Origin of the sequence: Paraburkholderia sp. RAU2J (assembly GCF_003634845.1) — a bacterium.
Lineage (GTDB): Bacteria > Pseudomonadota > Gammaproteobacteria > Burkholderiales > Burkholderiaceae > Paraburkholderia > Paraburkholderia fynbosensis.
The window spans coordinates 763,944-788,157 of sequence record NZ_RBXG01000003.1; the positions used below are offsets into that span (position 1 = coordinate 763,944).

21 protein-coding genes and 1 pseudogene are annotated in these 24,214 nt (G+C 61.5%); 9 read left to right on the forward strand and 13 right to left on the reverse strand.

From position 1 onward, the window contains the following. Positions 1 to 67 precede the first annotated feature (67 nt). The 3 genes from B0G69_RS42370 (at position 68) to B0G69_RS34945 (ending at position 1,678) form a co-directional block, all read left to right on the forward strand. Positions 68 to 625: a metalloregulator ArsR/SmtB family transcription factor gene (locus B0G69_RS42370; protein ID WP_241991628.1), complete on the forward strand. Its 558-nt coding sequence runs from the start codon at positions 68 to 70 to the stop codon at positions 623 to 625. Beyond that, positions 622 to 1,149 carry an SRPBCC family protein gene (locus B0G69_RS34940; RefSeq protein ID WP_121324661.1) on the forward strand — a complete coding sequence of 176 codons (528 nt, stop codon included), beginning with the start codon at positions 622 to 624 and terminating at the stop codon, positions 1,147 to 1,149. The genes B0G69_RS42370 and B0G69_RS34940 overlap by 4 nt, the downstream gene beginning before the upstream one ends. Positions 1,150 to 1,249: 100 nt before the next feature. Beyond that, positions 1,250 to 1,678: a DUF1801 domain-containing protein gene (locus B0G69_RS34945; protein WP_121324662.1), complete on the forward strand. Its 429-nt coding sequence runs from the start codon at positions 1,250 to 1,252 to the stop codon at positions 1,676 to 1,678. Between the two features lie 94 nt (positions 1,679 to 1,772). Here the strand turns inward: B0G69_RS34945 and B0G69_RS34950 are convergent, their stop codons facing one another. The 9 genes and pseudogenes from B0G69_RS34950 to B0G69_RS34990 all read right to left on the reverse strand — a co-directional run bounded on the left by B0G69_RS34950 (position 1,773) and on the right by B0G69_RS34990 (position 8,657). Continuing rightward, complete coding sequence (locus B0G69_RS34950) at positions 1,773 to 2,219, reverse strand: SRPBCC family protein (protein ID WP_121324663.1); 447 nt, start codon at positions 2,217 to 2,219, stop codon at positions 1,773 to 1,775. Positions 2,220 to 2,469: 250 nt separating this feature from the next. Then, entirely contained in the window at positions 2,470 to 3,225 is a 756-nt protein-coding gene (locus tag B0G69_RS34955; RefSeq protein ID WP_121324664.1) for an SDR family oxidoreductase, read from the reverse strand. A gap of 207 nt (positions 3,226 to 3,432) precedes the next feature. Continuing rightward, positions 3,433 to 4,473 carry a LysR family transcriptional regulator gene (locus B0G69_RS34960; protein ID WP_121324665.1) on the reverse strand — a complete coding sequence of 347 codons (1,041 nt, stop codon included), beginning with the start codon at positions 4,471 to 4,473 and terminating at the stop codon, positions 3,433 to 3,435. 111 nt (positions 4,474 to 4,584) lie between these two features. After that, positions 4,585 to 4,962: a cupin domain-containing protein gene (locus B0G69_RS34965; protein WP_241991690.1), complete on the reverse strand. Its 378-nt coding sequence runs from the start codon at positions 4,960 to 4,962 to the stop codon at positions 4,585 to 4,587. Between the two features lie 70 nt (positions 4,963 to 5,032). Then, the gene (locus B0G69_RS34970) at positions 5,033 to 5,512 is read right to left on the reverse strand and encodes a carboxymuconolactone decarboxylase family protein (protein WP_121325100.1); all 480 of its coding nucleotides are present in this window, start codon (positions 5,510 to 5,512) and stop codon (positions 5,033 to 5,035) included. Between the two features lie 182 nt (positions 5,513 to 5,694). Next, positions 5,695 to 6,576 (reverse strand): RNA polymerase sigma-70 factor, encoded by an 882-nt coding sequence (locus B0G69_RS34975; protein ID WP_199731492.1) that lies wholly within the window; start codon positions 6,574 to 6,576, stop codon positions 5,695 to 5,697. Positions 6,577 to 6,697: 121 nt separating this feature from the next. Beyond that, positions 6,698 to 7,579, reverse strand: coding sequence for a helix-turn-helix domain-containing GNAT family N-acetyltransferase (locus B0G69_RS34980; protein ID WP_121324668.1), 882 nt, complete (start codon positions 7,577 to 7,579; stop codon positions 6,698 to 6,700). Between the two features lie 297 nt (positions 7,580 to 7,876). Next, positions 7,877 to 8,078: pseudogene (locus B0G69_RS42375) on the reverse strand (VIT1/CCC1 transporter family protein); the annotation flags it as partial. A 3-nt stretch (positions 8,079 to 8,081) separates the two neighbouring features. Next, entirely contained in the window at positions 8,082 to 8,657 is a 576-nt protein-coding gene (locus B0G69_RS34990) for a cytochrome b/b6 domain-containing protein (RefSeq protein WP_121324669.1), read from the reverse strand. A gap of 335 nt (positions 8,658 to 8,992) precedes the next feature. On the opposite strand from B0G69_RS34990, the gene B0G69_RS34995 reads away from it, so the two are divergent. Both B0G69_RS34995 and B0G69_RS35000 read left to right on the forward strand, forming a co-directional pair. Next, positions 8,993 to 10,339, forward strand: coding sequence for a sorbosone dehydrogenase family protein (locus B0G69_RS34995; RefSeq protein WP_121324670.1), 1,347 nt, complete (start codon positions 8,993 to 8,995; stop codon positions 10,337 to 10,339). 137 nt (positions 10,340 to 10,476) lie between these two features. Next, positions 10,477 to 10,914 carry a YciI family protein gene (locus B0G69_RS35000; RefSeq protein WP_121324671.1) on the forward strand — a complete coding sequence of 146 codons (438 nt, stop codon included), beginning with the start codon at positions 10,477 to 10,479 and terminating at the stop codon, positions 10,912 to 10,914. A 16-nt stretch (positions 10,915 to 10,930) separates the two neighbouring features. Here the strand turns inward: B0G69_RS35000 and B0G69_RS35005 are convergent, their stop codons facing one another. Both B0G69_RS35005 and B0G69_RS35010 read right to left on the reverse strand, forming a co-directional pair. After that, entirely contained in the window at positions 10,931 to 11,755 is an 825-nt protein-coding gene (locus B0G69_RS35005) for an alpha/beta hydrolase (RefSeq protein ID WP_277873617.1), read from the reverse strand. Between the two features lie 262 nt (positions 11,756 to 12,017). Beyond that, positions 12,018 to 12,575, reverse strand: a complete 558-nt coding sequence (locus tag B0G69_RS35010) for a TetR/AcrR family transcriptional regulator (RefSeq protein ID WP_121324672.1) — start codon at positions 12,573 to 12,575, stop codon at positions 12,018 to 12,020. An 852-nt stretch (positions 12,576 to 13,427) separates the two neighbouring features. On the opposite strand from B0G69_RS35010, the gene B0G69_RS35015 reads away from it, so the two are divergent. From B0G69_RS35015 to B0G69_RS35030, 4 genes are all read left to right on the forward strand, one after another. Further along, positions 13,428 to 14,876, forward strand: a complete 1,449-nt coding sequence (locus B0G69_RS35015; RefSeq protein ID WP_121324673.1) for a DEAD/DEAH box helicase — start codon at positions 13,428 to 13,430, stop codon at positions 14,874 to 14,876. Positions 14,877 to 15,586: 710 nt separating this feature from the next. Continuing rightward, on the forward strand, positions 15,587 to 16,873 hold the full coding sequence (locus B0G69_RS35020) for an MFS transporter (RefSeq protein ID WP_121324674.1): 1,287 nt from the start codon (positions 15,587 to 15,589) through the stop codon (positions 16,871 to 16,873). 19 nt (positions 16,874 to 16,892) lie between these two features. Next, positions 16,893 to 19,316 carry a glycoside hydrolase family 31 protein gene (locus tag B0G69_RS35025; protein ID WP_121324675.1) on the forward strand — a complete coding sequence of 808 codons (2,424 nt, stop codon included), beginning with the start codon at positions 16,893 to 16,895 and terminating at the stop codon, positions 19,314 to 19,316. Between the two features lie 70 nt (positions 19,317 to 19,386). Beyond that, complete coding sequence (locus tag B0G69_RS35030; protein ID WP_121324676.1) at positions 19,387 to 20,574, forward strand: porin; 1,188 nt, start codon at positions 19,387 to 19,389, stop codon at positions 20,572 to 20,574. A gap of 304 nt (positions 20,575 to 20,878) precedes the next feature. Here B0G69_RS35030 and B0G69_RS35035 read toward each other — a convergent pair whose 3' ends face one another. Both B0G69_RS35035 and B0G69_RS35040 read right to left on the reverse strand, forming a co-directional pair. Continuing rightward, the gene (locus B0G69_RS35035) at positions 20,879 to 22,552 is read right to left on the reverse strand and encodes a cyclic nucleotide-binding domain-containing thioredoxin-disulfide reductase (protein WP_121324677.1); all 1,674 of its coding nucleotides are present in this window, start codon (positions 22,550 to 22,552) and stop codon (positions 20,879 to 20,881) included. A 669-nt stretch (positions 22,553 to 23,221) separates the two neighbouring features. Continuing rightward, entirely contained in the window at positions 23,222 to 24,025 is an 804-nt protein-coding gene (locus tag B0G69_RS35040; protein WP_121324678.1) for a transporter substrate-binding domain-containing protein, read from the reverse strand. Between the last annotated feature and the right edge of the window lie 189 nt (positions 24,026 to 24,214).

Below are 24,214 nucleotides of genomic sequence, written 5' to 3' on the forward strand. Positions count from 1 at the left end.
ACGCTGCTGCGCCGGGACCCATTGGACGAGTTGCCAGCGGCGCGCAAACCTGCCATTCGAGCGCAAATTGCCCGAACAGACAAATGTATTGAATAAATCGATTCATGCGAATGGCGCATACGGGCGGCGACGCGGATTCTACCGGCATCGACGTGAATGTGCGGAAGTGATTGAACCCGCGATGCGCGTCGATGAGAGCGAGCAGCAAGATGAGGGACCGCGCGTTCCGCAGCGCCGCACGCATTCCCACCGCTTGACTTGTATATGCCTTGAGGAGTATATAAGAGATATGGAGTCGACATTTGCCATCATCGCCGAGCCGAACCGCCGCGCCATCCTGAGTCTGCTTGCAGCTTCCGAGCAGTCCGTGGGTGAAATCGAGGAGAAGCTCAATCTCTCGCAGCCCTCTGTCTCGAAGCACCTGCGGGTGCTCCGGGAGGCCGGCTTCGTGGAGGCGCGCGTTGATGCACAACGGCGTCTATACCGGCTCAATCCGGAACCGTTGATGGAGATAGACGCCTGGCTCGCTCCGTTCCGCCGATTCTGGTCGGTCCACCTCGACGCTCTCGAGCGCCACCTCGATCAGATCGATCCTGCACCGCGCAGCAAGGGGAAGAAACGATGAGCAATCGCGACGAATACATGCCGGGCCCTGCCGCCGGCGCCGAAGTCAGAAAGGATGGGGAGAAGTGGACGCTCGTTGTCGTCCGCGAGTTGCGCCATTCGCCCGAGAAAGTCTGGACGGCATTGACCGATCCGGCCAGTCTGCGCGAATGGGCGCCGTTCGATGCCGACCGGAGCCTTGCTTCGGTCGGTCCCGTCAAGCTTTCGACGGTCGGAACGCCGACGCCGCAGATCTCGGAGACCGAGGTGACGCGCGCCGACGCGCCGAACCTGCTCGAATATCGCTGGGGCGGCAATGATATGCGGTGGACCCTCGAGCCGCTCGGCGACGGCACGCGTCTCACGCTCTGGCACAACATCGATCGCAACTTCATCTCGATGGGCGCAGCTGGGTGGCACATTTGCCTCGACGTGCTCGAGAGGCTCGTGGCCGGTGATCCGATCGGGCGTATCGTTGGTGGCGACGCGATGCAATTCGGCTGGCCGCGCCTGAACACCGAGTACACGAAGCGCTTTGGTCTCTGATACGGGGAGCACGGTGAGGGGCAAAGCCGAGATGGAAGTCGTAGTTAATAAGAAGGCTCGCCCCAGATCAGCACAATGTCCGAAAGATCAGGAGGAGAAGATGAAAAAAACGGAGCCGACCGAAGGTCAGCCGGCATCTGAATTGATCGACAACAGAATTGCCGAACTCGGAGATTGGCGTGCAGAGACGTTGAGCAGGATGCGCAAGCTCATCAAGGAAGCGGACCCTGCGGTCGTGGAGGAATGGAAGTGGATGGGCACGCCCACGTGGTCGCATGATGGGATCATCTGCACCGGCGAGTCGTACAAATCAGTCGTGAAGCTTACTTTCGCCAAAGGGGCTTCGTTGGAGGACCCAGCCAGCCTCTTCAACGCGAGTCTCGACGGAAATGTTCGACGCGCGATCGACATCCACGAAGGAGAGCAGGTCGACGCGCGCGCGTTCAAGACGCTCATCCGTGCCGCCATCGCCCTCAATGCCGCCGCTGTAAAAGCAAAGGCCGCGAAAAAGCCGGCGCGCACGAAGTAGGCGTCAAAAACGCGAACGACGCGCCGCTGCCCGAAGCGTCTTATCGCCAGACGCACTCCGGGCAACGCGGCGCACGCTTGCCCGCCACACGCGCTCAGTCAGGTATCTCTGGCTCGACCAGCCTCGCCAGTTGAGCGAGCGATTCCTGCCAGCCGAGGTAGCACATCTCCACCGGAATGACCTCGGGCACGCCTTCCTGCACGATGGTGATGTCGGTGCCGCAGGACACCTGCCGCAATGAAATGGTGACGTGCATCTGGCCGGGCAGGTTCGAATCGTCGAAGCGGTCGAAGTAGCGGATTTTCTCGTTCGGCACCAGTTCGATGTACTCGCCGCCGAACGAGTGGCTATGGCCGGTGCCAAAGTTACGGAAAGACATCTTGTGGGTGCCGCCGACGCGGGCATCCATGTGGTGGACCTGGCAGGTAAAGCCGTAGGGAGGCAGCCACCGCACGATTGCATCGGGTTCGAGGAAGGCCCGGTAGATGCGCTCGGGCGTGGCGCGCAAGACGCGGTGAAGATGAATGGTTCCGGTAGTCATGGTGTGCTCGCCTTTCACTAGAGAAGTTGGACTTACTTCTACGACGAATCGGCAATGCGGCTATCGACATGGATTTGCTCAGGGAAAACCCATGGATGCCGTCAATCGTACTCGAAAAGGCAAGCCGCGCGGCGAGGGGCGCCGCTCACGGTGACGACGGTTGAATCCGCCCAGTGCACGAGGGTCGCGGCTGTGATCCGTATCGAGCAAGCGTGAGCGGCGGCGAGCGCAATGTGTTCAGATTCCTGCTTCAACGCGCGGCTTGCGGCCGGCTGAACCATGTGTCGAACCTGACCGAACCGAGACGCGGATTCGCACCGGGCACCAGCGTGTCGTCGTGCAGTTCGGCGCCGAAGTAGCGTGCGTGCGGATCCGCGACCACCTTGCGCGGATCGTGCGTCGCGCTCAGGAAATGCTCCGCGAGCTCGGGCAGCCGAATCCGTTCCGGACCCGCCACTTCGACGACGCCGTTCAGCGGTTTGCCGAGCGCGTAGTCCGCGACCGCGAGGGCGATGTCGTCCGAGGAGATCGGCTGGATGTACGCGCTCGGAAGCCGCACGGTGTCGCCTTCGGTGCCCGATTGCACGATGCCGCCGACGAACTCGAAAAATTGCGTCGACTGGATGATCGTGTACGGCACGCCTGACGCGCGAATCAGTTTCTCCTGCGCGATCTTGCCGCGGAAATAGCCACTTTCTGCGAGCCGCTCGGTGCCGACCACCGACAACGCGACGTGATGCGTGACGCCCGCGGCAATTTCGGCCGCGAACAGATTGCGGCCGGACGTTTCGAAGAATTCGAGCACGGCCTTGTCCTCGAACGACGGCGAGTTGGCCACGTCGACGACGACCTGCGCGCCGCGCAGTGCGTCTGCAAGTCCCTCGCCTGTGATCGTGTTGACACCCGACGCGGGCGATGCCGCGATCACGTCATGACCGCGTGTACGCAGGTCGTTGACGACTTTGCTGCCGATGAGTCCGCTACCGCCAATGACGACGATTTTCATGATGTCCTCTCGATGAGTGTTCGTGCGGCCGCACGGGCCACGGGATGTGTCTCGGAGTGTGGCGCGCGCATCGCACACGATGCGTCGCAGTTGGGCTGTATCGGAGACCTGATTTATCTGGTCGTCGTACGAGGTGAATAGTAGGCGTCGGACGCGGCGCCCAGTAGACTCGCGCCGGGACTCGCACTGTTGCCGTGACGACACCAATCAGCGCGCGTGCGCCGGGGGCAATGTGGAAAGTTCCGGGAATGCGGTCATGCAGTCGAGGTCAAGCGCGCGCGTGTGTTCTGTCATGTAATCGACGAATACACGGATACGCGCGGGAAGATGTTTGCGGCTCAGATAGCAGATGTAGTGGCCGCGATCGTCGGGTGCGTATTGCTCGAGGCAGGACCGCAGCCGCCCGTCGCGCAGCGCGTCGCAGACCTGGTACGCGGCGAGCTGCGCAATGCCCGAGCCGTCGTGCACGGCTTGCAGCACGAGATCCGGATCGTTGAACGTGTGCGGGGCGTTGGGCGTTATCCTGTGCGGCAGGCCGTTGACCTTGAACTCCCATTCGGCGATGCGTCCCGACGCCGCCCGCAAGTTGATGCAGCGATGCGCCGCCAGCTCCGCCACGCTGCGTGGCAAGCCGTGCTCGCGCGCGTAGGCGGGCGACGAGCAGACGATCATCTGCATCGGGATCAACTGCTTGGCGATGACCTGACTGTCCTCCATGCGTCCATCGCGGAAAGCGACGTCGACGCGGTCGGCCGTGAAATTGGCCGGGTTATCGTTGAGCAGCATGTCGAGCGCGATATCCGGGTAGCGCTCGTGAAAACCGCGCAACAGCGGCGCGACGATCGCACGGCCGAAGCCGCTTGTCGAACAGATGCGCAATTGCCCGCGCGGCGGTCCGCTGCGAAGCTCGCGCATTTCCTCCAACGCCTGCACGATGCGTTCCACACCCGGATGGCAGTTCTCGTAGAAAAGTTCGCCTTCGCGCGTGAGCGAGGTGCTGCGGGTGGTGCGCAGAAAGAGGCGCGCATCCAATTGCGCTTCGAGCTTCTGGATGTTGCGGCTCACGGCCGAGCGGCCGATGCCGAGCCGGTCGCCGGCCTTGGCGAAACTGCCTTCGCTGGCGACCGCCAGAAACGCGATGACGCCCGCGTAGCTGGTGGCGAAGCTGCTGGCGAGCGAATCCTCGCAAGCGGGGGCGGAACGGGGAGAGGGTGCCGATGGTCGGCGAAACGCGTGCGTGTCAGGCATGGCGGGTCGGGTCGAAGATGTGCATATCCTCAAGACGGGCGACGCGCGCGCGCTGTGACACGATCCGCCATTTTTTGTTCGGCGGACGATGTCACAGGCCGGTGGATCGCTTTACTTCACCGGCGTCAGCACCGGCGCGTTTTTATTCTTCAGCAGCAGGACGAGAAACTTGGCCGGCTGCGTGGCGCTGGCGTTCCGGCCGACCGTGTGAATGTCGTTCGGCCCTTCATAGAAGCTCTGCCCAGGCGTGAGCGTCACTTCCTTGCCGCCGTTGACACCCATCACGATCGACCCTTCCAGCACATAGATGAAGCCATGCGCATCGTGCCGATGGACTGGATCGGCGGCGCCGGGCGGGTAGACGACCGTGATCATCAGCGCTTCCTTGCCGGGATAGTCCGCAAGCGGCTGCTCCATCACAGGTGTGACGATCGCTTCGGGCGCGGCGCTGGCCGGCTCCGCAAACCACGCCGAGCACAGCAGCGGCATCAGCGACGCGAGTTTTTTCGAGCTCGACATGACGTTTCTCCTGTAAAGGCCGCGCGGGCGCGGCCGTCACTCATGCAAGGCCGGCCTTGTCGAGACCGAACGCTTTGTCCGACGAGCCCGGCACGGTCTTGAAGGCGACGTTCGCGCGGTTCCAACCATTGATCGCCATCACTTCATAAGTCAGATCCGACAGTTCCTTCTCCGAAAACTGCGTGCGGACACGCTCGTAAATGTCGTCGGGAACGCCTTGTTCGGGCAGGCGCGTGAGGATTTCAGTCCACGCGAGCGCGGCCCGTTCGCGCGGCGCAAACAGCGTCGATTCGCGCCAGGTGGCCAGATGATGCAGGCGCAACTCGCGCTCGCCGTGGATCTTCGCCTGCTTCACGTGCATGTCGACACAGAAGCCGCAGCCGTTCATCTGCGAAGCGCGGACCGCGACGAGATCGCGGACCGATTCTTCGATGGCGCTGTCGCCTAGCAGGTTGCTGAACTCGAGAAACCTCTTGAACAGTTCTGGCGATTGCTGAATGTAGTTGATGCGTTGGCTCATGATTTTCTCCTGGCGGGAATGAAGACGGCGCCCTTCGGCGACCGGGGCATCGGTGTCGGCGATGTGCCGTACGGAAACCATGGTAGGTTCCGCCGCCCGAGCCCGGTAGACACGCCAGGATGCTCACGCTGTTGCCTGCTCGACACCAATCGCGCCAGCGCCTCCCGCCAGGGAGAAAATCTTCAGCAAGCTCCGAATGCGGCCGCGAGACGCACGAGCTTGGCAGGATTGCGCTGTATCTGGATGCGCACGATCCGCTCGCCATCGGTCTCGTACGACTGTGCCGATTCCAACGTGCCTTCGATGAAGCGCAACAGTGCCCACTGTCCGTTGAGTACCGCGAGTTCGATGCGCAGGTCGTTGCCAAAGCGCCGGCTCGCGGCGTAGAACAGTTGCGCGATGCGCCTGCCGCCGACCATCGGTTTCGGGAAGCTCGGGACGCGGCCGCCACCATCGCCGATGAGCACGGCGTCTTCAGCGAGCATGCCGTTGATGGCCGCGAAGTCGCCGCGCTCCAACGCCTGTGCGAATACTTGCAGCAATCGCAGATGGCTTTCGCGCGACACCGCGAAACGCGGCCGTTCGTCGCGCAATTGCGTTTTCGCGCGGCTCACCAACTGGCGGCAAGCGGCTTCGCTTTTGCCGATGGCGTTTGCCACTTCGTCGTAATCGGCATCGAAAACTTCTCGCAGCAGGAATGCTGCGCGCGCCTCGGGCGTCAGTCGTTCGAGCAGCATCAGGAACGCAACCGATACGTCGTCCGCGCGCTCCTTGATCTCCTCGGGCGTGACCGGCGACTCGATGATGTGCGGCTCCGGAAGCCAGATACCCGCGTAGTGCTCGCGTTGCACCTTGGCGGCGCGCAAGCGGTCGATCGACAGACGCGTGGTGACCGATACGAGCCATGCTTCCGGATTGTCGATGGTGGCGCGCTCGGCGCCATGCCATCGCAGCCATGCGTCCTGGACGACATCTTCGGCTTCCGCAACCGACGCGAGCATGCGGTATGCGATGCCCTGCAGACGAGGGCGAAGCTTGTCGAAGATGCGGGTCGCGTCATCCATTGGGGTGGTGGGCTCTTGATGCGGCGTGTCGAGGGAGGGGGGAGTGCGCTTCATCGTCAAGCTCATAGGAGAGGATCATCAGCGACAGTTGCAAGTCCGCTGAGCAAAGAATTACGGCCGTTCAGACCAGTCGCTTTTCAAACCAGTGATGGGCATACGGTTCCGCGCTGAACGCATCGACTTCGACGTATCCAGATTGCCGGTATAGCGAAATCGCCTCACCCAGAGTTCGATTTGTCTCCAGGCGAATAACGCGCACTTTGGCCTGCCGAGCGCGTTTCTCCGCCTCAACCATCAGCCGGCGGCCTACACCCATACCGCGAGCGGAAGGGCTCACCCACATTCTTTTGAGCTCGGCCGGGGACTTCTTATGAAATTTCAACGCGACGCAGCCGATCGGCTTTCCTTGGAGTCTCGCGACGATCAATGCGCCCGCCGGTGCCTTGAGTTCATGCGCATCCGCCGACAGACTGCTGGACGGGTCGAATCCTCCTTCAAAGCGCTGATCAAGCTCGCCAAAATACTGTTCAAAGCACCATCGCGCGTCATCAGTATCGGGATCCTCTAGCGCGAAATTCACAAGGGATGCCTGTAGCAAACGCTCAACCTCAGACATGGCTGCGACCAGTCTTCGACGCTGCTCATCGCCGAGCGGTTCGAGCGCGCGCAAAGCGACCTCGTCAGAGAGCCGCTCGAGTTCGGCCCTTTCCATGAGGCCTCCCTGAGTGAGGCAAACCCGGCGTACCCGCCGGTCGCCCGAATGAGCAAGGACAGCAACAAGTTTTTGCCGTTCGAGAGATGCCAACGTCCGGCTGACATAGCCTGAATCAAGATTGAGCCGCGCGCGCAGAGCGCGAATATCCGCACCTTCGACACCAATCTCCCATAGCAGGCGTGATTCACCCATCGGGCGTCCCCTTCCGAGGAAATGATCATCGATAGCGCCAATGCTTTCGGCGACTATGCGGTTAAAGCGACGGATGTGGAGAATGTCGGATTCCATATTTCTGACTTTAGTCAGAGATATGGAATCCGTCAACATAAAGTCGAGCAATGCGGTGCCTTGCGCTGCGCCGAGCGGCGTGTGGTGCAGTTCGACGAATGTTCGTCGGCTTCCTCAGCGATTTCGACCAGGATGCGGCGCTCGGCGATCTGACGGATCCACGAGGCCCGGCTGTGGTCACTGGCTACCGGAGGAATGCGCAGGTCCCTTGAACGAGGCCGTGGCCGATTTTCTGAATGCACCTTGAGCCTAGGCCAACGTCAGGTTTCACCGATGTTTCCGACTGACCCGATATGTACTCGCCATCGCCATCGCGCCGGCTACCAATCCAGCCATGTGGGTCAAAGCCAGCATGGCCATGCTCGGCATGCGCGGACACGACGCCGGTTATCAGGCTTGCCGTCGAAATGATGCCGTCGTTTGCGCCAGGCACCGCAGCGCGCAGCCAGCCAATCGCCTTGATTCGATGCGGCTCTTTGTGAGCCTTGGGCGTTGACAGGCCCTAGCGGTCTCGACCCCGATCACGCGACGGCCCTGCGTGAGGCAGCATCCGTTGTAGCACATGGTCTTTCAGAACAAAGCGGTGGAACAACGCTGCGACGACATGCAGGCCAATCAATGCGAAGAGCACCCATGCGAGGATGCCGTGCACATCCCCCATCTCGTGGCCGAAGGCGGAGCCCGGTTCGCTCAGTGCCGGATAAGGCACGACGCCCAGCAAGCGGACCGTCCAGCCGCGCGAGGACGCGTTGATCCAGCCGAGTAGCGGGACGAGCACCAGGGCGACGTAGAGCAGAACATGCGTTATGCGTGAGACGACGCTGAGTGGCAGCGGCAGTTGGTCCGGCGTGGGCCAATGCGTCAATCGCCAGAACACCCGAAGTACCATCACGGCGACGAGCGTCGCGCCCACGCCAAGATGCCAGGCGATCAGGTTAACGGGCTGCGTGTCTTTGTGGACATCCGGCATCGTCCAGCCGATCACAAACTGCGTGGCGACCAACAGGACGGTCAGCCAGTGCAGCGTGCGCGCGACTGCGTCATATGCCGGACGCTTCATTTCGAAGACCTTGGCCATTCCTGCTCCTCAAGTTACCACGACTTGATGAATTGATGAGGCGCGCAGCCTGCGAATCTTGAACTGATACCCGAAAAAAGCACTGCACAAATCCGACCCATGCTAGCGACCTTAGCTTAAGGGAACCTGACGTTCGGCGGGGCGATCCGGACGCTCGACTCCGCTGCTGATTCCGCACAGCGCCAACGTAGCGTCAGCAAGACCGGCAAGTCGGGAGGCCGAGGTCTTCCGCTTGAATCACGGAGCAGTTTGCGCCTTTGCAGGCAACGTCACGGGCCGGCTTCTTGCTATTGCTCGCATGCATCATCAATCAACGCTCATCGTAGGGAACCCACATGTGCCTGCTAAATCGTCTGGCTGTTTCAATGGTTTTGCCGCTGGCCGCTTGCGCGATCGGACCATCGAGTTCAAGCGATGCGGGCTTAGGCACGTCGCCCGCCATGCCGGCCCCGGAAACGTCGTGGGTGCCGATGGTCAACATCGCGCCTGTTCAGGCGCGCCCCGACGGTTTCATCCCCACAGCTCCCGCCGGCTTTCTCGTCACCGAGTTTGCCGGTGGCCTCGCGCACCCGCGCTGGCTTTACACGCTGCCCAATGGTGACGTACTGGTAGCGGAAAGCGACGCGCCAAAAGAACACGATGAAGGCAGCGGCCTGTTCGGCTGGGTCAGAAAGCAGGTCATGAAGCGCGCAGGCGCCGGTGTGCCGAGCCCCGATCGTATTGTGCTGTTGCGCGACGTGGACGGCAGCGGCGTCGCGGGGATGCACACCGTGTTTCTGCGCGGCCTGCACTCGCCCTTCGGGATGGCGCTCATTGGCAATCAACTCTACGTTGCCGATACGGACGCTCTGCTGCGTTTTGACTATGTGACGGGCACCACCCAGATCACAAGCCCCGGCGTCAAGGTTGCCGACTTGCCGGCCGGGCCGATCAATCATCACTGGACTAAAAATATTTTGGCTGATCGCTCCGGCAAGCGTCTGTACATCACGGTGGGATCGAACAGCAACGCAGCGGAAAATGGAGTCGACGCCGAAGAAGGCCGAGCGCGAATTCTCGAGTTCGACGTGGACAGTGGGCGCCTCGCGCCCTACGCGACAGGGTTGCGTAACCCCAATGGGCTCTCGTGGCAACCGGACAGCGGCGCATTGTGGACGGCAGTCAACGAGCGGGACGATCTCGGCAACAACCTGGTGCCAGACTACATGACAGCAGTAAAAGACGGCGCGTTCTATGGTTTTCCGTACAGCTATTATGGCCAGCACATCGACACCCGCGTCAAACCGCAACGCCCTGATAGGGTTGCAAAGGCCGTCGTGCCTGACTATGCGCTCGGCAATCATACGGCTTCGCTAGGTCTGGTCTTTTACGACCGGACGCTGTTCCCGCCTCATTATCGTGGCGGCGCGTTTGTTGGCCAGCATGGATCATGGAACCGTAAACCGCGTACGGGCTACAAGGTGGTGTTCGTGCCATTTGTCGATGGAACACCTGTCGGCCTACCCGAGGATTTTCTGACTGGCTTTCTGACGGCAGACGGCTACGCCCTGGGTCGACCTGTCGGCGTCGCACTGGACGCGGACGGGGCCTTGCTCGTGGCTGACGACGTCGGTAACGCTGTATGGCGAGTAGCGCCGCGCAACAATCACGAATCGGCTGACACCGCGCCGGCAGGCAAATGACACAGCCGTGATTCGCGCTCGCCCGCGTTTGGCGACTAGCTGCCCGTCGTGAACGTCGAAATCGGCCGCAACGTGTCGATTCGACGGTCCTTCGTTCGTCGTGGTTCTGAAGCACCATTCAACTCAGGAGAATGACGATGCGATTCATCATCACAGCCCAAGCAAGTGCAGACAAGGAAGAGCCGGATGCAGGCGGCCGTTTGGACGAGGCCCTGCTCACGGCGTACATGAAGTTCAACGAAGAGATGCACAAGGCCGGTGTCCTGGTGGCTTCCGAAGGCTTGAACCCGGCAGCGCCCGGAGCGCGAATTGCGGTTAGCAAGGGCAAACGCTACATCGTTGATGGCCCGTTTGCCGAGTCCAAGGAACTGGTCGGTGGCTTTTACATCATCGAAGTTGGATCGCTTGAGGAGGCAATTTCCTGGGCATTGCGCGCGCCATCCGGTCTCGGCACGGACGATGTGCTGGAGGTGCGCCAACTCACCGGCGCGGGCGACGTCCCGCCGGATGTCCTCGACATCATCCGGGCAGCGGCACCGACCTGGAGCGAGTCGGTCTGGCAGGCGCGCAAGTGAAGCCCACATACCCAGTTCACTTGTCGCCCATTCCAAAAAACACTGCGAGTTCGTCGGCGACCACTCGCGGTTGTTCTTCCGGCAGAAAGTGTCCACAGTGACGAATGGTGCGGCCCTGCACATCGGCGAAGAAGGCGCGCAGAGGTGTTGCCATGTCGGGGATAGACCCTTGATCGGAACCAAGGGCCAGTAACGGAACCTTTAGCATGCCATGTCCGTTCAATTCGCGGTTCTGCTGCGCGGACACATGCGCGGCACGGTAATACGCAAGGCCGGCGCGTAAGCCACCGTCTTTCTTGAAGATGCGCAGATATTCATCGAGATCCGCGTCAGTAAAAGCATCGGGATTCGCCGTCTTTCGACGCAGAAACCAGTCGAGGTATTCGCGTTCCTTGCCGGTTATCAACGTCTCCGGCAGGTCCGGTAGCATGTGGAATGCAAAATGCCAGGTACGCCACGCACGCTCGGGAGCGATAGACAGGGCATCCGGCAGCGTGATGCCCGGAATACCCGCGTCCAGTAGCGCGAGTCTGCGGACTTCGTTGCTGAACAATGCCGCGTGAGGATAAGCAACCCACGCTCCTACGTCGTGCGCGGCGACGAAGTACCGGGTCACGTCGAGTTGCTGGAGCAAGCCATGGACATGGTTCGCGAGGGTCCGCGTGTCATAGCCGTCTACCGGTCGATCGGAATCACCTTGTCCAGGAAGGTCCGGCGCGACGATTCTGTAGGTCGTCGCGAGCATGCCCATTACTTTGCGCCAGGCGAACCAGCTCTCGGGAAATCCCGCGAGTAAAACAATCACATCACCGTCCGGGTTGCCTCCCGTGACGTAGTGCAGCCGAAGCCCGCTCACGGTCTCGAACCGATGCTCGAATCCTGCCAGTCCCGGAACGGGCCTTGATGCGGGCAATTCGTTTGCGATTGTGGGACTTCCTGATTGGGTGGGCGAATGATGCGCTGTCACGAATGGGACTCCTTGGATTTTGTGGTGACGAAAGCATTAACGGGTTTGCCTGTCGGCAAATTCCAATTGGGAAACATTCGTTTCCTATTTTGTCGAGCAGCTTTCATTTGATGAGGATCGTGCCTTCAGCGGTTTTTTAGCCAAGCAGCCGCATGGCCTGCTCTGCTGCGGCCATCATGTGCGCCCGGGATCGCCCCGTCTTGCCGACGACCCTGAAACCTTGCACCACACTCAACAGTGCACAGGCAGAGGCCTTTGAGTCCACAGCCGATGTGATGGAGCCGTCTGTCTGGCCAAGACTGATCAGACGGTTCAACATGGCTTCAATTCTCTGCAAGGCCGCTACGACACGACCGGCGACCTCGCTATCGAAGGTAGCGAGGTCTGTCGCGCTTCCAGCGACAAGACAGCCCCGCTTTCCCTCGACGCCATGCGCTGACTCTGCATAGAAATGCAGAACAGCTCGCACCTTGTCCCGTCCAGTTGGCTCCCGATCGATCAGGCTCTGTAACTGTGCATTTCGTAGGTGAATGTAGCGGTCCAGTGCGGCGACGAATACTGCGCGTTTATCGGCAAAGGCCTTATAGATACTGCCGGCCGTCAGTTCCATCGCCGACCCAAGGTCTCCGAGGGACGTCGCGTGATAGCCGCGTTCGCGAAAAATCTGAATTGCGCCGTCTAGCGCTACATCCATGTCAAATTCACGTGGGCGTCCCGGCGCGCGGGAGTGTCTGGCAGTAGGGTTGCGCGTAGTCATCCAGCATTATAGGAAATGGTCATTTCCTAATCAAGATGTTCTTATGCGTCGGTGCCGTGCCCGTTGTCTTGTGACGGGCGGCCCAGGCCCGGCCTCGGTCAGAAGCGGACATTCGGAAATACCAGGTTCAGCGACCGCTTCGGGCCGATACGACTCATTCGTCGCACGCTGGATTCCAACCGCCATCCAGAGACCGACGGTGGCCACGAAACGCCCGGGTGTTTCGGGTACGCAGTTCCTATCATTTCAACGCGATAGAGCAGGGCCATCGAGCGAGCAAACGCATCGTACGACCAATGCCAGAGTTGAGAATCTCTCGTTGCGCCCGTGTCATTTCAGGCGGTGTCGAACTCACGCACATGATCCGTAAAGGGAAGATGAAGAGTGACGGTGGTCGGCATAGTTCAGTCGCCTGGCAGTTCGACGATCTTGCTAAATAGGCATTCCTGTTCGTGTCGTCCCGATTTTTACTGATCTTCGTCTCGGCGACAGATCTGTTCATGGATGACGTGGCGTGGCGGGGCTCGGGCCTTATTCAGGCAGCCGACGGCGATGCAGATGCGGGCGTGGCTGTTTGTGTGCCCACTGGCGCGTTTGCTGTTGATGCAATTGCGACTGGCGCTGGCGGCAGTGTTGCTCATCGGTGTCTCGTAGAGCAGCTTGCTGGTGTGGCGTCCGGCACCGCTACATTTTTCAGTGGCGATCAACGTCGATCTTATTGACCATTGATTTGCGCGGTGCGATCAGGCAGTAACCGCTAGAATTGCGGTTTTAGCCCGGAATGCGCCCATGTCTTTTGCCTCGCTTGGCCTGATCGAGCCCTTGCTGCGTAATGTGCACGACCTCAATTACCAGACACCTACGCCGGTGCAGGCCAAGGCGATTCCTGCTGTGCTCAGTGGCAAGGACGTCATGGCTGCGGCACAGACCGGCACTGGCAAAACGGCGGGTTTTGCGCTGCCGCTGTTGCAACGGCTGGTGCAACACGGCCCGGCAGTGTCCAGCAACCGCGCGCGTGTTCTGGTGCTGGTGCCCACGCGTGAACTGGCCGAACAAGTGCTGCAAAGCTTTATCGTTTACGGCAAAGGCCTCGACTTACGATTTCTGGCCGCCTACGGCGGTGTGAGTATCAATCCGCAGATGATGAAGTTGCGCAAAGGCGTGGATGTGCTCGTTGCCACGCCGGGCCGTTTGCTGGATCTCAATCGCCAGAACGCAGTGCAGTTTGATCAAGTACAAACGCTGGTGCTGGATGAAGCCGACCGCATGCTGGATCTGGGCTTTGCGCGCGAACTCAACGCCGTCTTCGCTGCCTTGCCCGTTCAGCGCCAGACCCTGCTGTTCTCTGCCACGTTTACCGATGATATCCGCGCCATGGCGGCGGGCATTCTGCGCGGCCCGGTCAATATCAGCGTCAGCCCGCCCAATGCCACGGCCAGCAAGATCAGGCAGTGGGTGGTGACGGTGGATAAAAAGAACAAGCCTGACCTCTTCATGCACCTTGTGGCTGAGAACAACTGGAAGCACGCGCTGGTGTTCGTCAAAACCCGCAATGGCGTGGATTACCTGGCGGCCATGCTGGATGAAGCGGGCTATGCGGTCGACACCATCCATGGCGACAAACCGCAACCCGCGCGCCTGCGTGCGCTGGAGCGCTTCAAGACGGGCGAAGTACATATGCTGGTCGCCACCGATGTGGCCGCGCGCGGGCTGGATATCGACGACCTGCCGTTGGTGATCAACGTCGATCTGCCGATCGTGGCGCAAGACTATGTGCACCGTATTGGCCGTACCGGCCGCGCGGGCGCCAGCGGCGTGGCGGTGTCCCTTGTGTGTGCCGATGAAGCGCCGCAACTGGCCGCGATTGAAGCGCTGATCCGGCAAACGCTGTCCCGTAAGGAAGAGCCGGGTTTTGAAGCCGAACACCGCGTGCCGCAAACCAGCGCGACGGGCCAGATCATCAAGAAACCCAAAAAGCCCAAGAAGCCCAAAGCGCCGCAAGCTGCGCCGGGCGCCATGCAGGTGCTCAGCAAAAAAACGCGCCCGCAGCAAAGCGGCGAAAACAAACGCAAGCCTGCGGCGCAACGCGCTGTGGCCGCGAGTAAAGGCACCAGCTTGTCCAGCGGCAACCCATTCAGCGTGCAGAAGCCGCGCAGCAAACCGGCCGGCAAGCCAGTTGCGGGTTCACGTAAGCCGGCTGGCAAACTCGCTGCTGGCCGCGCCAAACGCCAACCCTGATCCGTGGGATGTAGCAATGCCAGCCCTGGAACAGGCCGGCGGTTTGCGGCCCGCTGGCAGGCAGCGGCGCGGCTTCGGCGTGCATCAGGTCGGCGGGCAACGGCGTTCCAAATCCAGGATTCGTAGCAACTTCGGGGCCGCGTTGAAATCACGTGCGGGGGTGTCATCGGCACGACGAACGCGCGGTTCTCTGCGTGGTGGTCCAGCCAATGCAATCGCTCGTCATCCATCTCGACCGCTATGGTGGAATACTGCGCCGCAGCCCAATCGGTCGTGACCTGAGCGGCTGACCCCTTGCCTGGGCGGCCTGCACGCCGCTGGCATTCCCCACTCAATCTCTCGACGCGCCAAGCCGCGTGGCGTCAGGCGCGCCAACGTCGCGCGAGAACGCCCGCGCCATGGCCGACCGATCCCGGACGACTCCCGTTCGACGGCCGATCACTCGAATCGCCGCAAATTCGAACATTTGTGAATCTTAAAGAACAAATACGCGCGTGATCACGTTTGTCATCAGACATCGGGGCCTCAGAGTTTTCTGAAATTTGATTAAAGATATCTCAATATAATCAATAGCATAAAACTAATACATGGTTTTCCCTACTGTGATGTCGATCGCCGAGTGATACGATGACTGAAGCGAAACGAACGAAAAATGTTCGAATTCGCGCACCGCTCGAGGCAACTCGCGGCATCGAAAATTCGGAGATACCTTGAAAACAATCGTTGGACTGCGCTGGTGGATCATCGCGCTCGTGTGTCTCGGCACGATCGTCAACTATCTCTCGCGCAATTCGCTCGGCGTAATGGCGCCACAGTTGATGCCGCTGCTGCACATGAGCACCCAGCAGTATTCGTACGTTGTCGGCGCCTTCCAGATCGGCTACACGGTGATGCAGCCGGTGTGCGGCGTGATCATCGATCTGATCGGCCTGCGGCTCGGCTTCGCGCTGTTCGCCTGCCTCTGGTCGCTGACCGGGGTATTCCACGGTCTCGCGAGCGGTTGGCTCTCGCTCGCGGCATTGCGCGGGCTCATGGGGCTGAGCGAAGCGGTCGCCATCCCCGCGGGCATGAAGGTGGTCGCCGAATGGTTTCCCGATCGCGAGAAATCCATTGCAGTGGGTTACTTCAACGCGGGCACCTCGCTCGGTTCGCTGCTCGCGCCGCCCCTCGTCGTCTTCCTCTCGTTGCGCTATGGCTGGCAAAGCGCGTTTGCCGCGACGGGCGCGCTCGGCTTCGTGTGGGCCGCCGCATGGTATCTGCTGTACCGCTCGCCGGCCGATCACTCGCGCATCAGCGAGGTGGAGCGCGACAAGATCGTCAGCGGACAGGCGCCTGCCGCGCCCCGCCGCCGCAGCGTTCGCGAGGTATTGCGCACGCGCCGCTTCTGGGCGATTGCGCAAGCGCGCTTTTTCGCGGAACCCGCGTGGCAGACCTTCAGTTTCTGGATTCCCCTTTATCTCGCCACCCAGCGTCACATGGATCTCAAGCAGATCGCGATGTTCGCGTGGCTGCCCTTTCTCGCCGCCGATCTGGGCGGGCTGTTCGGCGGCTATCTGTCGCCGTTCCTGATGAAACACCTGCGCGTGCCGCTGGTCTGGTCGCGCATCGCGGGCGTCGTGCTCGGCGCTTTCATGATGCTCGGGCCGGCGGCCATCGGCCTCGTCGCTTCGCCGTATCAGGCCATCGCGCTCTTCTGCGTGGGCGGTTTCGCGCATCAGATGATCTCGGCGCTCGTGAATACGCTCGCCGCCGACGTGTTCGACCCGAGCGAGGTCGGCACCGTGGCCGGCTTTGCGGGCATGGCCGCGTGGATCGGCGGCCTCGGCTTCTCGCTGCTCGTCGGCGCGCTGGCCGACTCGATCGGCTATACACCACTATTCGGCGCCCTCGGCGCTTTCGACCTGATCGGCGCAACGCTGCTGATCATCCTGATGCGCGGCGTCTCGCCCGACGGCCGTCCGCGTCCGATCGCCGACGGCGCCGGCACCCCTGCGTGACCTCATTCGAAGACCCATCATGCGTTCACTGACGAATCTGAAACACCCGCCACGTTTTGCGTTGTCGTCCCAGCTCGACAACCACCTTGTTCTGACCGCGCAGGAAAACTGCCGAATCGAACTGTTCGTTCTCGCGGAAGACATCATCCGTGTGCTCGTGCTGCCCGACGGCGAATTGCACGGCCCGCGCACCTGGGCGATCGCGCCGGGCACCGACGATGTCGCACTGGAAGGGCGCGAGCGTCGCGACCTCAGCGGCTTCACGCCGCCGCCGTTTGTGGTGTCGAACGACGCGCGGCACTTGGTGGTCGAGACGGCGCGCGTGCGCCTGACGGTCACGCTCGACGGCGGCCTGTGCGCGTGGGACATCCTGCACGACGGCGCCTGGCATCGCGTGATGAGCGATCGCAAGACGCAGTCCTACAACTTCGGCTGGTGGGACAAGCGCGTGTATCACTACATCGAGCGTCGCAAGGACGAAATGTATGTCGGCCTCGGCGAGCGCGCCGGTTCGCTCGACCGCGCGCATCAGAGCTACGAGATGCGCAATATCGACGCGATGGGCTACAGCGCGCGCACGACCGATCCGCTCTACAAACACATCCCGTTCTACGTGACGTGGCAGCCGCAAACGTCGACCGGCTTCGGCCTGTTCTACGACACGCTCGCCGATTGCCGCTTCGACATGGGCCGCGAGCTCGACAACTACCACGGCCACTACCGCCATTTCATCGCCGAGCATGGCGATCTCGACTATTACTTCATCGCGTCCGCGGGCACGCCGTTGAATGCGGTGCGCCGCTTCACGTGGCTGACGGGCCGCCCCGCCTGGATGCCGAAGTGGGGGCTGGGCTACTCCGGCTCGACCATGAGCTACACCGACGCACCCGACGCGCAGCAGCGCATGGGCGAATTCATCGAACGATGCAGCGAGCACGACGTGCTGTGCGATTCGTTCCATCTCTCGTCGGGCTATACGTCGATCGGTCCGAAGCGTTACGTGTTCACCTGGAATCACGAGAAGTTTCCGGATATCGACGGCTTCGTGCAGAGCTATCTCGATCACGGCGTGCGACTGTGCGCGAACATCAAGCCGTGTCTGCTGCAGGATCATCCGGCATTCGAAGACGCAGCCCGCGCGGGTCTGCTGATCGCGTCGCGCGACGGCGAGCCGGCATGGGTGCAGTACTGGGACGAAGTCGGCGCGTACCTGGACTTCACGAATCCCGACACCCTCGACTGGTGGAAGGCGTGCGTAAAAGAAAGCCTGCTGAAGCACGGCATTGCGGCGACGTGGAACGACAACAACGAGTTCGAGATCTGGTCGCCTGACGCGATGGCGCGCGGCTTCGGCAAACCGTATCCGGCGCTCCAGGCGAAGGTGCTGCAAACGCAAATGATGATGCGCGCGTCGCACGATGCGCAGCGCGAGCATGCGCCCGACCGGCGGCCGTTCCTCGTGTCGCGCTCGGGTGGCGTCGGCATGCACCGCTACGTGCAGACGTGGTCGGGCGACAACTACACGTCGTGGGAAACGTTGCGCTTCAACCTGAAAATGGGCCTTGGACTCGCGATGTCCGGCGTGTCGAACAGCGGCCATGACATCGGCGGCTTCTCGGGTCCGGCGCCGGGGCCGGAGTTGTTCGCGCGCTGGGTCGCGTTCGGCATCTTCCTGCCGCGCTTTAGCATCCACTCGTGGAATGACGACGGCACCGTCAACGAACCGTGGATGTACCCCGAGGTCACGCAGCAGGTGGCCGACCTGATCAAGCTGCGCTATCGGTTGATCCCATACTTGTACGAACTGCTGTGGCAATCGCACAGCGCCTATGAACCCGTTTTGCGGCCGATGTTCGCGGAGTTTCCGCACGACCCGCGCTGCCTCGAAGACGGCGACGACATGATGCTCGGTTCGTCGGTGCTGGTCGCGCCGGTGGTCGAGGCGGGGCAGTCGACGCGCGACGTGTATCTGCCTGCGGGCACGCGCTGGGTGTCGTACTGGAGCGGCGAAGCATTCGACGGTGGTCAGACGGTGACGCTGCCGGCGCCTTTCGAACAGCCTGTGTTCCTGCTGCGTGAAGGCAGCGTGGTGCCGTTGAATATCGCCGAACAGCACTTCGGCCGCCCGGCTGACGAACGCGCGTTCATCGCGGTGCCGCACGCCGGCGCCGGCGTGACGCGCGGCGGCTGCGTCGAGGACGACGGTGAAAGCGAAGCCTGGCGCACTGGCGAGCAAGGCCGCTGGAACGTCACGATGACGGGCGACGCGCATACGTTGCGCATTGCGGTCGAACGTGAAGGCTGGATGCAACAGCCGCAGACGCAAGTCCGCCTCTACGTGCCGATGCATGAAGCGCGAGCTATCGAGTGCATCGGCGCAGCGCTCGCAGCCGACCACACGGCCGAAGGCTGGCGCTGCCTGACGATCTCCCTGTCCCACTGAACCCCTCAAAAAACATCCAGCACCGGCCTGAGGGATCAGGCCGGATATTCAATCCGGAGACCAGCAAGCGATGAACACTTTGAAGCGCGCGCGAACCCGCGCGATCGTCCTTTCCTGCCTGCCGTTGGCGGGCGCAGTGGCGTCGAGCAGCGCATCGGCGCAAAGCAGCGTGACGTTGTACGGCGTCGTCGATAACGCGTTTGCCTATGTCAGCAATCAGAACGGCCACTCCAACGTCTACATGAGCCAGGGCAACCTGCAGGCGAGCAAGTTCGGCCTGCTCGGCGCGGAAGACATCGGCGGCGGCACGAAGGCGATTTTCCGGCTCGAAAGCGGCTTTAATTCGCTGACCGGCGCGCAAAGCAGCGCCGGCTACCTGTTCAATCGACAGGCTTATGTGGGCCTCGCGAATGACCGCTACGGCACGGTGACGCTCGGCCGCCAATACACGCCTTACTTCCAGATGGTCGGCGCACTCGGGCCGACCGGCGTGCTTACCGGCGCGACCGGCGCGCATCCCGGCGATATCGACGCGCTCGACACGACGTTGCGCCTCAATAATTCGGTAACCTATCTATCGCCGACTATTGCGGGCCTGCAGATGAGCGCGCAATACGGACTGGGTGGCGTGCCGGGCAGCATTGCCAACGGCAGCCATTTCAGCGCGGCGTTTCGCTACGACTACAGGCCGTTTGCGATTGCAGCGGGTTACGTGAAGCTGAAAGACATCGCGACGAGCGCGGCGCTCGGCAGCTTTGCAATCAACTCGCCGGTGAATAACGGCTACGCTACCGCGCGTAGCGCGCAACTGTTTGCTGCGGCGGCGCGCTATAGCTTGCAGGACCTGATGGTCGGCATCAACTATTCGAACGTGCAATACACGCCGGGCAATGGTTCTCTGTTTACGAGCAAGGCCGTGTTCAATACGTACGGCGTGATTTCGACCTACCGGGTCACGTCCAGTGTGACAGTCGGCGCGGGCTACAGCTATACGCAAGCCAGCAAGGCGAATGGCATCAGTGATCCCGCACGCTATCACCAGATTTCGCTCGAACAGACGTACAGCCTCTCCGCACGCACGACGCTCTATGCGCTGCAGGCGTATCAGCATGCACGTGGCAAGTCGCTGGTCGCAACGGGTGCCGGCGCGACGAGTATCGTCGATGCAGTCGCGGTGGTCGGCGACTCGCAGAATACGACGCCGTCGTCCGGACCTTCGCAATTCGTCGGGATGGTGGGGCTCAGGCACGCGTTTTAAGGGCCTGAAGGCCGTGGGATTGCGCGTTGCCGATGGCGGCGGGCGTCCCGCGCGAAATTACAATTCTTGACTCTTTCTCGGCTTTGGAAACAGTTATCCGGCATAGTCGCGTGCTAAATTACGCCCGCCAGTTTGACTGCGTCCAAGCGCATTGACGAAGACAAGTCGATGGAACGCAGGTTGCGTCTGGGCCGGGAAAACTGGCAAACATGCAGCAGCGCAAACAGACAGCCAGGAAAGCACTGGCACTGAAGCCGGCCTCGTAGAGAGGTCGGCTTCAACCATTTCGGCGACGATTCCGGCATCACTCCCCGAGCGCCAGAAACTGGTGCAGAGACTGAACCGCAGCAGCGCCTTCCCCGACAGCCGCCGCCACTCTCTTGACCGAGCCGCTGCGGACGTCACCCACCGCGAAGATGCCGGGCCGGCTCGTTTCGAGAAAGTGGGCGGGGCGCTCCGACGACCATGTGTTGATTGCATCGGGCCCCGTGAGCACAAAGCCGTTCCTGTCGAGTTCGACGCAATCGCCGAGCCATGCGGTATTGGGCTGTGCGCCGAGAAAAAGGAAGAGATGGCGGATCGCCTTTTCTTCGATCTGCCCTTGCCGGTCCCATTTGATCGATTCGAGTTGCGTGTCGCCGTTCAATTCCACGATCTGCGTTCGCGTATGAACGGTGATATTTGCGGCTGCCTCGATGCGCCTGATCAAATAGTTCGACATGCTCGCATTGAGTCCGTCACCGCGAATCACGACATGCACGTGACGGGCGAATCCCGCGAGAAAGACCGCGGCCTGGCCCGCCGAGTTGCCTCCGCCGACGATGACCAACTCCTGCTGCGCACAGAACGCGGCTTCCATATACGTCGCGCTGTAATAGATGCCGCGTCCCTCGAAATGTTCGAGGCGTTCGAGCAAGGGTTTGCGATAGCGTGCGCCGGTCGCGATCACGACCGAGCGGGCGTAGAGATGCTCGTCATAGTTGAGACGGAGGTGAAAGGGCGGCGCATTGTGACATTCGATGCCGAGTACTTCGATCGGCACGCCGACCTCGGCGCCGAATTTACGACATTGCGACAGGCCGCGCCCGGCAAGCGCCTGCCCCGAGATGCCAGTTGGGAAACCGAAATAATTTTCGATCTTCGAACTGGTACCCGCCTGGCCGCCCGGCGCCTTGGTGTCCAGCACGGCCACCCTCAATCCTTCGGAAGCCGCGTAAACCGCAGCCGCAAGACCGCCCGGTCCCGCGCCGACTACCACCACGTCGAATTGCTCGCCATTCAGGCGGTCGGGGCTCAGCCCGATCGCATCGGCGACGGCTCGATGGGTCGGCTGCTTCAGCACGTTGCCTTGCAACGTGATCACCACTGGCAAATCGGCTTCCGTCGCGCCATAGCGTTCAAGGAGTGCTTTCGCTTCTTCGTGTTCGACGATATCGAAGTAGGCAAAAGGATGAGCGTTGCGGCTCAGGAAATGCCGCAGCTTGAGCGTGTCCAGCGAGGCCGGGCTGCCGATGACCAGTACGCCGCCGTTCTGATCCTGAATGAAGGCGACTCGCCGCAGAATATAGGCGCGCATGATCGTTTCGCTCAACTCCGCTTCAGCGATGACGAGCGCGCGCAGCGACTCCTCGTCGATCACGATCACTTCGCAGTCGCTGGTCGCGCGGGCGCTCGCCACCGCGGCGCGACCCGCAAGCGTTCCCACTTCGCCGGTGAAACTGCCGGGGCCGTGCAGACCCAGCACGTGCAGATTCTCGCCCGTGCCCCTCGTTGCCTCGATGGTGCCGGAGACGATGGCGAACATGGGTATATGGCGCTCGCCTTCGGAGAACAGCACGTCGCCGGTGATCAGTTTGCGCCGTTCGCCGTATCGTTCCAGAAGCGCGAATTGCCGCTCATCCAACTTGGGAAAGACCTGGTAGTGGCGGCTGCCGCCTGCCAACAGATCTTCCAGTTTGCCTGAAGACTTATTGCTCATGGACGCGTTCCGAAGGGAGGTGCGCACTGTGCGTGCGGAAGTGAGTCTGTGGGCGGTTGCCGATCAAACTGGTGAGAGTATCGCGGGCCTCCATATCCGGACAGATTGTGCGCCCGAGTTCTGCCCAAGGTAAAGCGCGCGGGAGGTGGCGATGGGGCGCACGCGGGTGTGCGAGGAGAACGGGCGCTGAGTGGCGGGCGTGGGCAGTCGCCCTTGTGCAAGCGAACGGTCGGTCTCAAATGGCGGCGAGGAGGCGAGTCAGGCGCGCTTTGCTTGTACTTCTGGCATTCGCGCATGGTTCACGAGGTGCGGCCGGTGATTGGTGAACGGCGGGTCCGATTGCGCGGCCGCGTCGGCGTCCAGATAGAACTGTTGGAAACGACGGCAGACACTGAAGCGTGCCATGTCCGCCTGCACACGGCACGCTCAACGCGCGGCCCGCGGTCGGCGTTAGCTGAAGCGAGGGGCGCAAAGACGAGAGCGGTGCTCGGGCGAGCACACGCCGTACGGCCTACGCAAAGATGTGGGGATTTGGTCAGCGCGGCGGGCCGGCTAATATGACCGCGTGATGACTGACGACATTGACGGATGTCGCTGCGCGATCAGTGTGCAATCCGCCACGCCGACCAGTCCAACGGATCGGCGTGGCTATGCAGACAGGCTCCGGAATTACTGCGCAACGGGTTGGGTCACGTCGGTACCGAACCAATGAACGGATATCTTTTTCAGCGTACCGTCCTGCTTCAACTCGGTCAGCGCATCGTTGATGGCTTTCGCAAACTTGGGATTGTTCTGGCGGAACGGAATACCCATCTCCTGATTGGCTCCCTTGAGTACCGCACCGGGCCGCAGCGGCAACTGTGAGGTCTTGATGATGTACGGCAGCATCAGCCGGTCGTCGATCGTCGCATCAATACGCTTGCTGGCCAGGTCACGTAACTTTTCGGGCGCGCCGGGGTAGGTCTGCACGTTGATGCCCTGGACGGCTCGCGCCATCTGATCGTAGTTGGTCCCGAGCGTCACCCCCAGCTTCTTGTCCCCTTTGAATTCGTCCAGTGACTTGAATTCGCGCTTGTCGTCCGCGCGCTGAATCAATTGCGCGGCCGAGTAGGTGTAGGGCTGACTGAAGTCCAGGGCCTGCTTGCGTTGCGGCGTGATCGTCACCTGGTTCACGATGACGTCGAACTTCCCGGTCTGGAGCGCCGCGATGATACCGCTCCATTCGGTAGGAATGAACTGCGGCTTGACGCCGAGCTTGGCGGCAACCGCTTTCGCGACGTCGACATCGAAGCCTTCGAGTTGGCCGTCGTTGTTCCGATAGTCGAACGGAGGATAGGTGCCCTCCAGACCCACCTTGAGTACCCCGGCCTGCTTGACGGTGTCCAGCAAATCTTCAGCATGGGCGGCAACGGAGGCCAAGCCGGCGGCCGACAAAGCCAACAGGTTGATGAGCACGAGCTTCGACAATTTCATTGAACGTCTCCTTGTTATTCGAGTATTGAACGGCCTGACTACTCCACTACGAAAAAACGGGTTCAGCTCGCTTGAAGAAGGCGGGCTACTCCGGCGATGAAGTCTCCAAAGAATGCTGGTCGATGTCGCGACGCTTTTGCCGTCACCTATCACGATGGGCGCCCTTATCGTAGCACTCCTGGTAGTGCG

What these genes read in the sequence shown, in the direction of transcription:
- B0G69_RS34955 (WP_121324664.1), bottom strand. Translation starts at nt 3,225, where the DNA reads ATGAAAATCGTCGTCATTGGCGGTAGCGGACTCATCGGCAGCAAAGTC.
- B0G69_RS35030 (WP_121324676.1), top strand. Translation starts at nt 19,387, where the DNA reads ATGAACACTTTGAAGCGCGCGCGAACCCGCGCGATCGTCCTTTCCTGC.
- B0G69_RS35000 (WP_121324671.1), top strand. Translation starts at nt 10,477, where the DNA reads ATGCGATTCATCATCACAGCCCAAGCAAGTGCAGACAAGGAAGAGCCG.
- B0G69_RS35015 (WP_121324673.1), top strand. Translation starts at nt 13,428, where the DNA reads ATGTCTTTTGCCTCGCTTGGCCTGATCGAGCCCTTGCTGCGTAATGTG.
- B0G69_RS34960 (WP_121324665.1), bottom strand. Translation starts at nt 4,473, where the DNA reads ATGCCTGACACGCACGCGTTTCGCCGACCATCGGCACCCTCTCCCCGT.
- B0G69_RS34980 (WP_121324668.1), bottom strand. Translation starts at nt 7,579, where the DNA reads ATGGAATCCGACATTCTCCACATCCGTCGCTTTAACCGCATAGTCGCC.
- B0G69_RS35025 (WP_121324675.1), top strand. Translation starts at nt 16,893, where the DNA reads ATGCGTTCACTGACGAATCTGAAACACCCGCCACGTTTTGCGTTGTCG.
- B0G69_RS34965 (WP_241991690.1), bottom strand. Translation starts at nt 4,962, where the DNA reads ATGCCGCTGCTGTGCTCGGCGTGGTTTGCGGAGCCGGCCAGCGCCGCG.
- B0G69_RS35040 (WP_121324678.1), bottom strand. Translation starts at nt 24,025, where the DNA reads ATGAAATTGTCGAAGCTCGTGCTCATCAACCTGTTGGCTTTGTCGGCC.
- B0G69_RS34970 (WP_121325100.1), bottom strand. Translation starts at nt 5,512, where the DNA reads ATGAGCCAACGCATCAACTACATTCAGCAATCGCCAGAACTGTTCAAG.
- B0G69_RS34945 (WP_121324662.1), top strand. Translation starts at nt 1,250, where the DNA reads ATGAAAAAAACGGAGCCGACCGAAGGTCAGCCGGCATCTGAATTGATC.
- B0G69_RS34975 (WP_199731492.1), bottom strand. Translation starts at nt 6,576, where the DNA reads ATGGATGACGCGACCCGCATCTTCGACAAGCTTCGCCCTCGTCTGCAG.
- B0G69_RS35035 (WP_121324677.1), bottom strand. Translation starts at nt 22,552, where the DNA reads ATGAGCAATAAGTCTTCAGGCAAACTGGAAGATCTGTTGGCAGGCGGC.
- B0G69_RS34940 (WP_121324661.1), top strand. Translation starts at nt 622, where the DNA reads ATGAGCAATCGCGACGAATACATGCCGGGCCCTGCCGCCGGCGCCGAA.
- B0G69_RS35010 (WP_121324672.1), bottom strand. Translation starts at nt 12,575, where the DNA reads ATGGATGTAGCGCTAGACGGCGCAATTCAGATTTTTCGCGAACGCGGC.
- B0G69_RS34995 (WP_121324670.1), top strand. Translation starts at nt 8,993, where the DNA reads ATGTGCCTGCTAAATCGTCTGGCTGTTTCAATGGTTTTGCCGCTGGCC.
- B0G69_RS34950 (WP_121324663.1), bottom strand. Translation starts at nt 2,219, where the DNA reads ATGACTACCGGAACCATTCATCTTCACCGCGTCTTGCGCGCCACGCCC.
- B0G69_RS34990 (WP_121324669.1), bottom strand. Translation starts at nt 8,657, where the DNA reads ATGGCCAAGGTCTTCGAAATGAAGCGTCCGGCATATGACGCAGTCGCG.